11 protein-coding genes and 2 pseudogenes are annotated in these 13,443 nt (G+C 71.0%); 3 read left to right on the top strand and 10 right to left on the bottom strand.

The genetic code is table 11. From position 1 onward, the window contains the following. Positions 1 to 18 precede the first annotated feature (18 nt). On the bottom strand, positions 19 to 714 hold the full coding sequence (locus tag ACFY9I_RS19145) for a L,D-transpeptidase family protein (protein ID WP_391003020.1): 696 nt from the start codon (positions 712 to 714) through the stop codon (positions 19 to 21). Positions 715 to 849: 135 nt separating this feature from the next. Here ACFY9I_RS19145 and ACFY9I_RS19140 point away from each other — a divergent pair, with 135 nt between their 5' ends. Beyond that, a complete protein-coding gene (locus ACFY9I_RS19140) occupies positions 850 to 1,335 on the top strand; it encodes a carboxymuconolactone decarboxylase family protein (RefSeq protein WP_391003019.1) in 486 nt (161 codons plus the stop codon). Between the two features lie 109 nt (positions 1,336 to 1,444). Here ACFY9I_RS19140 and ACFY9I_RS19135 read toward each other — a convergent pair whose 3' ends face one another. The 9 genes from ACFY9I_RS19135 to ACFY9I_RS19095 form a co-directional block, all read right to left on the bottom strand. Continuing rightward, positions 1,445 to 2,239, bottom strand: a complete 795-nt coding sequence (locus ACFY9I_RS19135) for an aminotransferase class IV (protein WP_391003017.1) — start codon at positions 2,237 to 2,239, stop codon at positions 1,445 to 1,447. 25 nt (positions 2,240 to 2,264) lie between these two features. Then, positions 2,265 to 3,446 (bottom strand): FAD-dependent monooxygenase, encoded by a 1,182-nt coding sequence (locus tag ACFY9I_RS19130; RefSeq protein WP_391003015.1) that lies wholly within the window; start codon positions 3,444 to 3,446, stop codon positions 2,265 to 2,267. Then, complete coding sequence (locus tag ACFY9I_RS19125) at positions 3,443 to 5,026, bottom strand: AMP-binding protein (RefSeq protein WP_391003014.1); 1,584 nt, start codon at positions 5,024 to 5,026, stop codon at positions 3,443 to 3,445. The genes ACFY9I_RS19130 and ACFY9I_RS19125 overlap by 4 nt, the downstream gene beginning before the upstream one ends. A gap of 39 nt (positions 5,027 to 5,065) precedes the next feature. After that, entirely contained in the window at positions 5,066 to 6,697 is a 1,632-nt protein-coding gene (locus ACFY9I_RS19120) for a benzoate-CoA ligase family protein (protein ID WP_391003012.1), read from the bottom strand. Further along, the gene (gene pabB / locus ACFY9I_RS19115) at positions 6,694 to 8,880 is read right to left on the bottom strand and encodes an aminodeoxychorismate synthase component I (protein WP_391003010.1); all 2,187 of its coding nucleotides are present in this window, start codon (positions 8,878 to 8,880) and stop codon (positions 6,694 to 6,696) included. The genes ACFY9I_RS19120 and pabB overlap by 4 nt, the downstream gene beginning before the upstream one ends. Before the next feature lie 30 nt (positions 8,881 to 8,910). Beyond that, positions 8,911 to 9,537 carry an antibiotic biosynthesis monooxygenase gene (locus tag ACFY9I_RS19110; RefSeq protein WP_391003008.1) on the bottom strand — a complete coding sequence of 209 codons (627 nt, stop codon included), beginning with the start codon at positions 9,535 to 9,537 and terminating at the stop codon, positions 8,911 to 8,913. 351 nt (positions 9,538 to 9,888) lie between these two features. Further along, the gene (locus ACFY9I_RS19105; RefSeq protein ID WP_391003006.1) at positions 9,889 to 10,821 is read right to left on the bottom strand and encodes an SDR family oxidoreductase; all 933 of its coding nucleotides are present in this window, start codon (positions 10,819 to 10,821) and stop codon (positions 9,889 to 9,891) included. A gap of 244 nt (positions 10,822 to 11,065) precedes the next feature. Next, the gene (locus ACFY9I_RS19100) at positions 11,066 to 11,695 is read right to left on the bottom strand and encodes an MBL fold metallo-hydrolase (RefSeq protein ID WP_391003004.1); all 630 of its coding nucleotides are present in this window, start codon (positions 11,693 to 11,695) and stop codon (positions 11,066 to 11,068) included. Beyond that, complete coding sequence (locus ACFY9I_RS19095) at positions 11,695 to 12,783, bottom strand: S-(hydroxymethyl)mycothiol dehydrogenase (protein ID WP_391003002.1); 1,089 nt, start codon at positions 12,781 to 12,783, stop codon at positions 11,695 to 11,697. The genes ACFY9I_RS19100 and ACFY9I_RS19095 overlap by 1 nt, the downstream gene beginning before the upstream one ends. A 116-nt stretch (positions 12,784 to 12,899) precedes the next feature. Between ACFY9I_RS19095 and ACFY9I_RS19090 the strand changes: the two are divergent. Next, positions 12,900 to 13,040: pseudogene (locus ACFY9I_RS19090) on the top strand (MBL fold metallo-hydrolase); the annotation flags it as partial. A 176-nt stretch (positions 13,041 to 13,216) separates the two neighbouring features. Further along, positions 13,217 to 13,393, top strand: a pseudogene (locus ACFY9I_RS19085) (sulfite exporter TauE/SafE family protein); the annotation flags it as partial. Positions 13,394 to 13,443: the final 50 nt, after the last annotated feature.

The following is a 13,443-nucleotide window of genomic DNA, read 5'->3' as shown; positions in this document are numbered from 1 at the left end:
TCGGCCGGGTGCCTGGGATCAGGTGCCCGGCTTGCGGCCGTACACATAGACGTCGTCGCCGTTCTTCAGCAGCGACCAGTACTTCTTGGCGTCGGTCTTGGTCATGTTGACGCAGCCCCGGGAGCCCGGCGGGTTCCACATGCTGACGCCGGCCTGGTGGAAGGCCTGACCGCCGTCGAAGAACTGGGCGTAGGGCATGGGCACATCGTAGATCGACGACACGTGGTCGATGTTCCGCCAGTAGATCTTCTTCAGACCGGTGCGGGTCTCGTCACCGTTGCGGCCGGTGCGGACCGGGACGGGCCCGTACACGAGCTTCTTGCCGTCCTGGATCCAGCTCAGCTGGAGGGTGAGGTTCACGCAGGCGATCCGGCCCTTGTTGGTCGGGCACTTGCCGGCCTTGTTGGGGTTCTTGCCGACGGCCTTCTGCTTGTTCATGAGGTCCATCACGCCCCAGGTGACGGACCCCGCGTAGCCGATGTTCGGTGTGATGCCGTGCTTGGTCTGGAAGGCCTTGATGGCCTTGCAGTCGGCGGCGGACTGCTTGCCGTCGACCGGCCGGCCGAGGAACTTCTCGACCTGCTTCTGGTAGGGCCCCTTCGACGTCGTACAGCTCGCCGCCTGCGCCGGCGCGGCGCCCAAGGCGAGTGTGAGCGGCGTCAGCAGGCCGGTGACGGCGAGTGCGACGGCGCTTCTTCTTCCTATGTCCCCCATGGCGGTCCTTTCCCCCTTCGCGCGTTTCGCTGCTTGTGTCTCCCTAGACATCCGTCGGGCGACGACGGTTGTGGTCCTGCCCACGTCGAGACGAAACAGTTACACAGCGAGTTATGCAGATATAGAGTTCTCCCCATGAGCAACAGCGATTCCCTATCTCGCGTGGCCCTCAAGAAAATCACCCCCGATGTGTCCGGGGCGATGGGCTCCCTGCACGGCGCCGCCGTTTCCGCGGCGCGGGACGCGAAGGTCGAGCCGGAGATCCTCGAACTGATCAGAATTCGTGCCTCACAGATCAACGGCTGCGCGTTCTGTCTGGACATGCACACCAAGGACGCCCGCGCGCAGGGCGAGACCGAGCAGCGGATCTACGCGCTCAGTGCCTGGCGCGAGACCCCCTTCTTCACCGCCCGCGAGCGCGCTGCCCTGGCGTTGACCGAGGCAGTGACGCTGGTGCACGACGGCCATGTGCCCGACGAGGTCTACGCGGACGCCGCGGAGGTGTTCGACGAGGAGCAGGTCGCGGCGTTGATCTGGGCGGCCACCGTGATCAACGCGTACAACCGGATCGCCATAGCGACCCGCATGGCGCCGGGGGCCTACCAGCCCGCCCAGAAGTAGTCCGGAAATCGCCGGGAACACATTTCCCATCAATTCAAAAACGCCTTCGAGCGCCGGGCCGAATTTCCTTCGGCCCGGCGCTTCTCCACGCCCGTCGGGGGCTGTGAATTCAGTGGTCCGGCAGGGGCTCCATGAGGCCGTCCAGCCATGTCCGCCATTCCTGGGCGTACACGGCCGGGCCCGGGGTCATCGGGCGCCCGGTCCAGGCGGCGACCGGGCGGATGCCGTGGAGGGCGTTGACGAGCCACACCTCACGGCCGTCCAGCTCGGCCAGGGAACGCTCGCGGTGGCAGACCCGGACGCCGGTGCGGGCGGCCCGTTCCTGGATGAGGGTCTTGGTCACCCCGGCGAGGAGCGGCAGCCGGGGCGGGGGCAGACAGAGGGCGTCGTCCTCCCACCACAGCAGACTGGAGCTCGCGCCCTCCAGCACCAGGCCGGAGGGCGCGATGAGCACGGCCTCGTCGGCCTGCGCACCGGACGCCCGTCTGCGGACGCGGGCCAGGACGTCGAGGTCCGGGCCCTTGCGGCGGGGCACGGTGCGCGGGTCGGGCTGGCCGGCCGCCCACACCCGGACATCGGCCGTGAGGGGCGGTGCATGCCGCAGCAGAAGCCGCAACTCCAGGGAACCCGCGCAGAGTTCGACGCGGGGGAACCACTCCCCCGTGCGCGGTAGCGCGCGGGTCATGTCCTGCCAGAAGTCGACGACCCGCCCCGGAGGGGGTGCGCCGCACTCGCCGCAGGACCGCAGGAACCGTTCGCGGTGCCGGTCGAAGCCACGCATCCGTCCGTCGCGCAGCAGCCACGAGTCCGCGACGAGGAGGCGTCCACCCTGTGCCTGGCCGGGGACGAAGCCGTGTTCGGGTGACCAGGTCAGCAGACTTTGCGCGAGGGCGGGTTGTGTCACTCGGTGCTCCTGGGGTCTTTCCGGTTCAGTACTTGCGGCCCGCGACGGCCGGAGAGCCGTGCCGGGGCCCGTAGGGCGCGTGTTCCAGCCAGGCGCCGCATCGGGGCACCACGGGGGCGAGGGCCGCCGCGGCCCGCTGTTTGACGCGGACGATACGCCGCCGGGGCCTCAGATGGTCCAGGGCCGTGCCGGCGGCAGCGCTGTTGAACAGAGCCGCCGACCGGCGGACCTCCGCGAAGGCGGCGACCGCGGCGGGTGTGCCGTCGGCGATCGCGCGGGCCGCGGCGGCCGCGTCCGCGATGCCGCTGTTCATGCCGCGCGCCCCGAACGGCGGGAAGAGGTGCGCCGCCTCGCCGGCCAGCAGGACCCGGTGGTGGGGGTCGGTGAAGGCCGCGGCGACCTTGCGCAGGAACCGGTAGGTGGACACCCACAGGACGCGCTCGTCGTATCCGTCGCCGACGACCTCGGGAAGCCAGCGCCTTACGGCTTCGCGGGTGCCGTACTCCCGCGTCGCGTCGTCGTCGCGGCACTGGAGGTCGAGCTGGAAGCCGCCGGTGAACGGCACCCGCATGACACTGCGGCCACCGAGCGCCGGGTGCTCGTAGTGGAAGACCCGCTCCAGGGGCAGTGCCGCGCCGGGGATGTCGGCGACGTCCACGACGACGTGGAATCCCTCGCCGTGGGTGCCCTCCAGCGGAATGCCCAGTTCGCGGCGTACGGCCGAGCGGGCGCCGTCGGCGGCCACCGCGTGACTGCCCGTCCAGGTGCGGCCGTCCTCGCCGGTGAGGGTCGCTCCCGCCGGGTCGGTCCGTACGCCGGTGATGCGCGCGCCCCACACGAACTCCACGCCCGCGTCCCGGCACGCGGTGAGCAGGAAGCGCTCGGTGTCGATCTGACGGAGGCTGGTGAAGGGCGGGGTGCCGGTGGGCGGCGGGAAGGTACGGGCGTAGACCTCGCGGCCCCGGTAGAGGGTGCGCCTGGTGTGCCAGGTCCGCCCGTAGGCGGCGATCTCGTCGGCGAGTCCCGGACGCATCCCCTCCAGCAGTTCCAGGGTTTCGCGGTGCACGAACAGGGCACGGCTGCCGGGGCGTTCGCGGCCCTCCGCGTCGGCTTCGAGCAGCGTGACGGGAAGGTCGTGGGCGCGCAGGGCGAGGGCGGCGGAGAGGCCCACGGGGCCGGCGCCCACGACGAGGACCCGGGTCGTCATACGCGGGTGCTCTCGGTGAGCATGCGGGTGAGCTCGACCCGCTTGACCTTCCAGGTGGAGGTCATCGGCAGCTCCTCGAACCGCCACTGCCGGGGCTCGGCCATGGCCGGCAGGTCGACCGTGGCCTCGTGCCAGCGCCGCAGGTCCAGGGGGCGTTCGCCGCGCACGCACACCACCGGTACGGGTTCACGGTCGGCGCCGGGCACGATGACGACCTCACGCAGTTCCTCAAGACGGGACATCAGCGTGTCCTCGACCTCCAGGTTGCTGTGCACGGAGTCGATCTGGTCGATCTCGCGGTCGATGAGGTAGAGCGCGCCCCAGCGGCTCTGGTACCCCATGTCGCCCATCTGCCACCAGCCGCCGTCGAGTTGGCGCTGATAGCGCTCGCGGGCGCCGAGGTAGGTGAGGATGCGGCCCCGGGTGCGGGCCTCGATACGGCCGGGGGTGCCGGGGGCGACCCGTCGCCCGGCGTCGTCGGCGACGCGGACGCGGGTGAAGCCGGGGATACCGATGCCGACCCGTCGGCCGTCGGCGCGGGCGGCGCTGCGGCGGGTGAACCACTGGAAGGCGACAGGGCCCGTCTCGCTCTGCCCGTACAACTGGACGAGCCAGGGCGAGCGCCTCTGGGACGCGTCCAGGAGCCGCCGCACGGTGCGCGGGTGAATGGCGTCGAAGGTGGAGCCGTACGAGCGGACGCGGGACAGCGGGGCGCCGGGCGCGTCGGCCAACTCCTCCCACAGGACGAAGGTGTTGGGGTGGGTCTCGACGATGCCGGGACGGTGGCGGGCCAGCAGTGGGCCCACGTTCGAGGGCTCGGGATCGATGATCAGGACCAGTGGGCTGCCGAAGTGCAGCAGGACGCCGAGCAGGTGGTAGAAGCGCGAGTGCACGAACGACATGTGCAGGGCGGCGGTCTCGCCCCGGGTGGGCCAGCCCATGGCCTTCTGCGGGACGAGCCGGTTCCACATGGTGTTCGGGCAGTGCACGGCCAGCTTGGGGACGCCGGTGGTGCCGGAGCTGTGGGTGATGAGGGAGGGTTCGCGGGGGTGCAGGCGCACGGCTGCCGGGGTCGGGGCGCCCCCGTACTTCCCCAGCGATTCGGCGCCGGGGGCCTCGTCGACGCAGAGCGTGCGCCGTACCAGGCCGGTGAGTTCGACGTCCCCCAGGGTGCCTTCGAGTGTGGCCCGGTCGGTGAGCAGCCAGGGCCGGTGGAGGCGTTCGAGGAGTTGTCCGGCCACGGGGCCCGCGAGGCCGGGCGAGAGCAGCACGGGGACGGCGCCGATACGGGAGACCGCGCAGGTCAGCAGCACGATGTCGACGTTGTCGGTCTTGTGGACGACCACCTCTTCGGAGGGGCGGACACCCGCTTCCCACAGACGGCCGGAGAGGGCGTCGACCAGATCGGCGAGGGCGGTGTAGGAGAGGTCGGTGCCGAGGTCCGGGTCGACGTCCAGGGGCCGGTCCAGGGTGACGAAGACGGGGCCGTGGCGGTCGGCGGCCTCCCTGAGCATCGAGCCGAGGTAGAAGCCACGGCCGACAAGTGCGGGGGATCGGTCGGCCTGATGCTGGTCGCGCATGGAACCTGACCTTTCTGTGGGGGTGGTGACGGCCATGGCTCACCACGCCCCTTGGCGGACGAGGTGCCGGCGGAGCTTGCCGGTCGCGGTACGGGGCAGCGTGGGCACGAAGCTGACGCTGCGGGGGACCTTGAAGGCGGCGAGGTTGTCGCGGGCCATGCAGATCAGTTCGGCCTCCAGGCCCACCCCGATGGGCGGGACGGGGATGACGAAGGCCCGCAGCCTGCTGGCGCCGCGTTCGTCGGTGACGGCCGCCACGGCGACGTCCCGGACGCCGGGGTGGGTGCGCAGCAGGGCCTCCACCTCCAGCGGGGAGACGGTGATGCCCCCGACCATCTCCATGTCGTCCGCCCGGCCGAGGTGGCGGTAGGTACCGTCCGGTTCACGGCGGGCCCGGTCCCTGGTGTTGAGCCAGCCGCCGACGAGTGTGCGCTCGGTCTCCTCGGGCCGGTTGAGGTAGCCGGGGGTGACCGTCGGGCCCCGCACCCAGAGTTCGCCCGTCCCGCCCTCCGGCACCGGGCCGCCCGCGCGGTCGCGGAGTTCGACCTCGAAGCCGGGGACGGGGCGGCCGACCGTGCCGGGGTGGTTGTGGTCGAAGCCGTTGGCGCAGAAGGCGTGCCCGGCCTCGGTGGAGCCGATCTGCTCCAGGACGGGAGCGCCGAGCAGTTCGGTGACCTGCTTGCCGAGTCCGGCGGGCATGCCCTCACCGGCCGACACCGCCGCGCGCACCGAGGCGAAGCAGCCCTCGTGGCCGCCGCCGGCCCGGTCGGCGACGAGGGCGGCGTACGCCGAGGGCACCGAGTAGAGGAGGGTCACGCGGTGCCGGGCGACGAGTTCGTCCACGGCGGCCGGGGTGGGACGACGGTCGGAGAGGACGGCGGAGGAGCCGGAGAAGAGCGGGAAGACCAGGGCGTTGCCGAAGCCGTAGGCGAAGTACAGCCGGGAGACGGAGAGGGTGACGTCGTCCGGGGTGATGCGAAGCAGTCGGCGGCCGATGAGGTCGTGGTACGTCTTGGGGTCGCCGTGGACGTGGACGACGCCCTTCGGGTGGCCGGTCGTGCCGGAGGTGTACTGGATGTAGAGGGGGGTGTGGGCGTCGACGGGGTGGGCGGTGGTCCGGGGGGTGGCTGTGGCGCTCAGTGCGGTCAGTTGGTCGGAACCCAGGCGTGGCGTCGGTCCGGCCGGTTTCCCGGCGCGGGCCGTTCGTGGCTGGTCGCACGGGCTGGGCGGAGCCGCGTGCGTCGTGGCCCCGCGTCCCTTGCGGGGCGCCGGGATGTAGCTGTCCAGCCCTGGCCCGGTCACCCAGAGGACCGCCTCCGTGTCCTCTGCCATGAACTGGAGATCCAGTGGGGTGAGTTCGGGGTTGACCAGGACCGCCACCGCGCCGAGGCGGGCGAGGGCGAGGAAGGTGGTGACCCAGGTGACGGAGTCCGGGAGGGCGAGCAGAACGCGGTCGCCGGGGCGGACGCCGTGATCGGCGAGGACGGTGGCGGCGCGGGCGGCGAGGTCGTGGATCTCGCCGTGGGAGTGGGCCCGGTGGCCCTGGTGGAAGGCGGGGCGGTCGGCCCAGCCGCGTCGGTCGGCCAGGGCGGCGAGATGGGCCGCGAGGTTGCCGGGAGCGCCGGCGTCGGCCGGGAGCCGGGTGGGCTGGGACGTCGTGGTGATCGTCATCGCGTGGGCTCCTCGGTGACGGCCGGAGCGGAGGCGTGTTCCCGGTGGGCCCGCATCAGTGCCGCGGTCTTCAGCAGCATCTCGTCGTACTCGGCGGCCGGATCGGAGTCGAGGACGATGGCACCGCCCGCGCCCAGATGCATCCGGCCGCCCTGGAACACGGCGGTCCGGATGACGATGTCGAGGTCCGCCCCGCCGCTGCACCCGAGGTAGCCGAGCGCCCCGGAGTACACGCCCCGTGCCTCGGTCTCCAGCGAGTCGATGATCTCCATCGTGCGCAGCTTGGGCGCGCCGGTCATCGATCCGCCCGGGAAGCAGGCCCGGACGCAGTCGACGGCGTCGGTGCCGTCGCGCAGTCTGCCCTCCACGGTGGAGACCAGTTGGTGCACGGTGGCGTACGTCTCGGTGGCCATCAGCCGCGTGACCTGCACGGAGCCGGTGCGCGAGACCCGGCCGAGGTCGTTGCGGAGAAGGTCCACGATCATCAGGTTCTCGGCGCGGGTCTTGGCGTCCGCGGCCAGTGCGTCACGCAGCCGGTCGTCCTCCTCGGGGGTGGCGCCCCGGGGTGCGGTGCCCTTGATGGGTTTGGCCTCGGCGACGCCGTCCCGGGTGATGCGCAGGAAGCGTTCGGGGGAGGAGCCCGCGATGTCGAGGTCGCCGAACCTGAGGAAGGCGGCGTACGGGGCCGGGTTGAGCCTGCGCAGCGCCCGGTAGAAGTCGTAGGGGTCATACGGCGCGGGTAACCGGACGGCGTCGGTCAGACAGACCTCGTAGCTCGTGCCCGCGTGCAGTTCCGCCTTGCAGGCCTCGATGTCGGCGAGGTAGGTGGCACGGTCGCGGACGAGCCAGGGCTCGGCGGCACGCGGGTAGGGCGGTGTGCCCGGCCGGAGGGGGACGGTGGCGGCGGAGGAGACGAAGGTGAGCTGGGCCAGTGCGGTGTCGAGCCAGTCGCCGGCCTCGCGGGATGCCGCCGGGGTGTCCTCGGCCAGGCAGACGGCGTAGGTGAAGCCCTCCTCGTGGTCCACGGCGATCAGCCGGTCCGCGAACAGCCAGCAGGCGTCCGGGGTTTCGGCCTTGTGCCGGTTCTCGGAACCGCAGTCGGCCTTGAGTTCATAGCCGAAGTAGCCGACGTAGCCGCCGGTGAAGTCGAAGGGCAGGCCGGTCGCGTCGACCTTGCGGCTCGCCAGCTGCCGCTTCAGATAGTCGAAGACGCTCGCCTGGACCTTGCGGGTGGGCCGCCCGTCCCGCTCGATCTCGCAGAGGCCGCTGTCGACGTCGTAGCGGACGAACTCCGCGAGCGGACCGCTGCCGTCGCCGAAGAACGAGAAGCGCGCCAGCCCCGGCTCGACGCGGGAGCTGTCCAGCCAGAAGGCGTGTCGCGCGTCGGCGTACATGCGGGTGAAGGCGGCCTCGGGGTCGACGGCGCCGGCGACACGGCGGGTGTGCAGCCGGTAGGCCGGTCCAGGGGCCCGCCGGGGACGGGGTATCGCGCCGGAGAGAGGGGTGACCGCGGTGTCCTTCGTACGTGCGGCGGAAGTGACCGCGGTGTCCTCCGCATGGGGGCCGGAGGTGACCGCGGTGGTCGTCGTACGCGGGCTGCCCGAGCGTTCCGCCGTGAGGTCGCGGAAGTTGGCCAGCAGTCGGTGGCCGTGGTCCGTGAGGATGGACTCGGGGTGGAACTGGACGCCCCACAGCGGCCGTTCACGGTGGCGCAGGCCCATGAGGACACCGTCCTCGGACCACGCGGTGGCCTCCAGGGTCGGCGGCAGCGGCTCGCGCACGGACAGCGAGTGGTAGCGGACGACGGTGAAGTTCTGGGGCAGCCCCCGGAACAGGTCGCGGCCGTCGTGTCGGACCGTGGAGAGATGACCGTGGCGGGGCCACGGGGCGGCCTCGACCTCGGCCCGCTCGCCCGCCGCGATGCCCTGGTGACCGAGGCAGACGCCCAGCACGGGGATCGTGGCCCCGGCGATCACCTGGGCGGCGATGCCGAAGTCGCGCGACTCGCAGGGGTGGCCCGGTCCGGGCGACACCACCACATTGTCGAATTCCCGCAGCTCCGGAATGCCGTCGGCCGGGGCGTCATTGAGCACGACAACAGGCTCCTCGCCGTTGACCTCGGCGATCAACTGGAACAGGTTGTACGTGTAGGAGTCATAATTGTCGATGAGCAAGGTTTTCACCCGCCCACCCCCCTCTGATCGTTCTCGGACCTAGGCGGTCCGTCGTTTGTGCCGGCCGCGCAGCGCCTGAAGCGGCGGATACAGCCATTTCTTCAGGAATCGCTGGAGTCTCGGCATGAGAATCCAGGTGACGATGGCCGTCACGGACAGACACAGCAGAAGTGTACGAAAAAGCGGATTCAGGTCGTTGAGATAGGGAAGTATCGCCAGGTTGAACAGGAGCACGGGCGGGAAGACCGCGCTCATATTCACTAACCACAGTTTCCATTTCGGGGGTGGCCCCGGAGGTGCGGCCGGCGTCGGCGCCCGGGAGGTCTGGGAGTCGAACCAGGCCTTGGAACCCGTGATGCTATGGCGGCCCGTCTCCTGGGCCAGTCCATCGGCACGGGCCGACCACTGCGCCCAGACCACGGAGTTCTCCCAGGTCCGGGCCGAATCTTCGCTGTCGAAACGGTAGACCACATGCCATTCCGCCTCTCCGTCGACGAGTACGCCGCCCCCCAGAAAGCCCGGCTGCTGCGCACTCGTACGCAGCACGGCCCACCCCCATGAGTGGAAGTCGGCCTCGCGCCCCGGCACCACGTGGTACGCGACGGTGACGGTAACGGGATTCCTGCTCACGCCGACGAATACGCGAAGATCCGGCGCCACGTTCAAATGTCAACGAAGTTTTTCAAGGTGTCCGTATCATACGGCTATGACGGCTTCACCCGGCTTGGCGCCTTCTGTCGAGCGCGACGACCGGGTGACCACCGGTAATTCCCGGAAGTACATGCGCGAGCGAGGCATAAAGGCGCATCATCGCCTTCGGTGATCGTGTTCATGACGGAGCGAGTATTCACTCTCCTCCGCCCCTCTCATTCCACATCCCCTCCATGGTGCCGGGGCCACCGGATGCGGCAGGGCCCGCACAAGCAGCGGAACGCGCCGGCCAGGATGACGTTGGCGGCTGCCGGTGACGGCGATCACGATCCCACCGCCCACCGGCGAACCGCCCATGAGCACGGGTCAGCGGTAACCGGTCGTGTCCGCCGGCTTGCCCGCGTCCTGGACCTCGACGATGTAGCGCCAGGCGTCCGGCCGGGTGCCGTCGAGGTCGGTGAAGCCGTAGGTGCGGGCGAGGGAACCGCTGGAGAGGGAGTCGCCGTTGAAACGGGCGACTTCGGGGTCGGCGGCGAGGGCGGCGACCGCCCGGCCGACATAGCGGGGGGTCTCCGAGATGGCGAAGTGGGGGACGCGGTCGAGGGCGTCGCGCCAGTTGTCCTCGGTGACTCCGTACCCGTCGAGCATCATCTCCGAGCGGAGCCAGCCGGGGGTGAGAGCGACGGCCGTGGCACCGCGCGGGCCGAGTTCATGGGCGAGGGCGAACGCCATCCGCAGGACGGACGCCTTGGCGAGGTCGTAGAAGAAGGTGCTCCGGTAGTGGGCCCCGTTGTACTCGGCCGTGCCGTCGGTCATCTCCACCACCAGGCCGCCGGGGTGCCGCAGCAGCAGGGGCAGCGCGAAGTGGTTGGTGATCGCGTGGGTCTCCACGGCGAGGCGGAGCAGCCGCAGACCGTTGTCGAGGTCGTGCTCCCATACCGGGGACTCCCACTCGAAGAGCTTCTCGCCACCCCAGATGTCGTTGACCAGCACGTCGAGCCGGCCCTGCTCCTCGGCGATCCGGTCCACCAGGGCGCGGACCTGTGCCGCTTCGAGATGGTCGGTGGGTACGGCGATGCCCTCGCCGCCCGCCTCCGTGACCAGGTCGGCGGTGTCCTCCAGGGTCTCCGGGCGGTCGTACTCGGAGCGGCGCTCGCGCGTACTTCGGCCGGTCACATAGACCGTGGCTCCGGCCGCCCCCAGTTCTACGGCGATCCCGCGGCCCGCTCCGCGCGTTGCTCCCGCGACCAGGGCGATCTTTCCGTGCAGCGGCGGGGTGGTGTGCTGGGGGTGTGTCATGTCCGACCTCCTGTGCGTGGGGTGCCACCTTGGCGGGCGCCGGGTGTGTGTCGGCGCCCGCGACACGAGGCTTTCGTGGAAGCCGGACATCCTGTGTCGCCTTTTTCAGGGGGCTCCTCATTTCTTTCGTCTGCGGGTCGGGTGTGGTTGCTCGCGCAGTTCCACGTGCCCCTTACGAGCGCGGATGCCGGGGCCCGGCTGCCATGCCTTCTCGGCAGCCGGGCCCCGGGGTGGCCGTCCGTGGTCAGTGACCGCGCGCGATCCACTCCTGAAGGTGCGGGGCCTCGGCTCCGATCGTCGTGCTGTCGCCGTGACCCGTGCGGACGACCGTGTCCGGGGGGAGCGCCAGGAGGCGGTCGCGAATGGAGTCGATGATGGTCGGGAAGTGGGAGAAGGAGCGGCCGGTGGCGCCCGGGCCGCCGGCGAAGAGGGTGTCACCGGTGAAGACGGTGCCGAGACCCGGGCCGTACAGGCACACGGCGCCCGGCGCGTGCCCGGGGGTGTGCAGGACTCGCAGGTCGGCGCCGGCGGCCTCGATGATCTGCCCGTCGGCCAGCCAGTGGTCGGGCAGCCGGTCCGGGTGGGTCTGCTTCCACAGGGGCAGGTCGTCCGGGTGCAGCCAGATCGGCGCGCCGGAGCGCTCGGCCAGTGCGGGCGCGGCGTCGATGTGGTCGTTGTGGGCGTGCGTGCACACGATGGCGGACAGTCGGCGGTCGCCGACGGCCTCGGCGATGGCGTCGGCGTCGTGGGCGGCGTCGATGACGACGACCTCGTGGTCGTCGCCGACGAGCCAGACGTTGTTGTCGACGTCCCAGGTGCCGCCGTCCAGGGTGAACTGGCCGGAGGTGACGAGGTGTTCGATGCGGGCCGCCATCAGAGGACCACCACCGAGCGCAGGACGTCGCCGCCGTGCATCCGCTCGAAGGCCTTCTCCACGTCGTTCAGTGCGATGGTCTCGGTGACGAAGGCCTCCAGGTCCAGGCGGCCCTGGAGGTAGAGGTTGATCAGCATGGGGAAGTCGCGGTCGGGCAGGCAGTCGCCGTACCAGGAGGACTTCAGTGCGCCGCCTCGGCCGAAGACGTCGAGGAGCGGGAGTTCCAGTGTCATCTCCGGGGTGGGGACGCCGACGAGGACGACCGTCCCGGCCAGATCACGGGCGTAGAACGCCTGCTTGTACGTCTCGGGGCGGCCGACCGCCTCGATGACGACGTCGGCGCCGAAGCCGCCCGTCAGCTCACGGATCGCCTCGACGGGGTCGGTGTCCTTGGAGTTGACGGTGTGCGTGGCGCCGATGCTCTTGGCGGTGGTCAGCTTCCGGTCGTCGATGTCCACGGCGATGATCTTCTCGGCGCCGGCCAGCCGGGACCCTGCGATGGCCGCGTCCCCTACGCCGCCGCAGCCGATGACCGCGACGCTGTCGCCCCGGCCCACGTTGCCGGTGTTGATCGCGGCGCCGATGCCCGCCATCACACCGCAACCCAGCAGTCCGGCGACCGCGGGGGCGGCGGCCGGGTCGACCTTGGTGCACTGGCCGGCGGCGACGAGCGTCTTGTCCGCGAAGGCGCCGATGCCGAGCGCGGGCGACAGCTCCTGACCGGTGGAGGCGAGTGTCATCTTCTGGCCGGCGTTGTGCGTGGCGAAGCAGTACCAGGGGCGGCCGCGTCGACAGGCCCGACAGTTTCCGCACACGGCACGCCAGTTGAGGATGACGAAGTCACCTGGGGCGATGTCCGTGACACCCGCGCCGACCGACTCCACCACACCGGCGGCCTCATGTCCGAGCAGGAAGGGGAAGTCGTCGTTGATGCCGCCCTGCTTGTAGTGCAGATCGGTGTGGCACACCCCGCACGCCTGCACCTGCACCACGGCCTCCCCCGGCCCCGGATCCGGTACGACGATGGTCTCGATCCGCACCGGTTCGTTCTTGCCCGGTGCGATCACACCGCGTACTTCCTGCGCCATGGTGAACCTTTCCGTCGATCCGAGAGGGCGGTCGCCCGCCCAGGGTCACCCTACGGACCGACCAGCGGGTAGGGCCTTTGATGCGGGCGGAGCCGTGTCCGAAAAGATCGCCGGCGGTCGTCGAGACTCATGTCGACAACGACTACCTCACCGGCGGCCTCGAGCTCGCCCGGTTGACCGGCGCCGCCTATCTGGTACCCGCTGGGGCACGGGTCGCCTACCAGCGGGTTCCGGTGCACGACGGCGACACCGTGGAGACCTTCACAGACGCCGGCGCCGGGCCGCAGGCCGAGGCAGCACTACCCCGCGTCGAATCGGCAGCGGCGTCGCCTGCGGGCCCCTCCGCCCCGGCGGCCGGGTCGCCCGGGTCTCTCTCCCCCCTGACGTGGCACCCGACCCTCGCGCACCCCGCGCCCACCGGTGCTCCCGCCACATGACCGCTCTCGTTCTCGCCCTGCTCGCCGGGGGCGTGGTCGAGCTGTCGCTCGGGGCGTTGGGCGGCGGGGGGAGTGTCCTCGCGGTGCCGGCGTTGGTCCATCTGCTCGGTTTCGGTCCAGGAGCGGCGGCCACCGCGAGTCTGGTGATCATCACGCTGACCTCGGCGACGGCGGGACCGGCGGGACGCCGACCGTGCTCGCCGGGGGCCCGGAACCGGAGGGC

Origin of the sequence: Streptomyces sp. NPDC012510 (assembly GCF_042955065.1) — a bacterium.
GTDB lineage: Bacteria > Actinomycetota > Actinomycetes > Streptomycetales > Streptomycetaceae > Streptomyces.
This window is presented reverse-complemented; position numbering and strand designations above follow the sequence as displayed.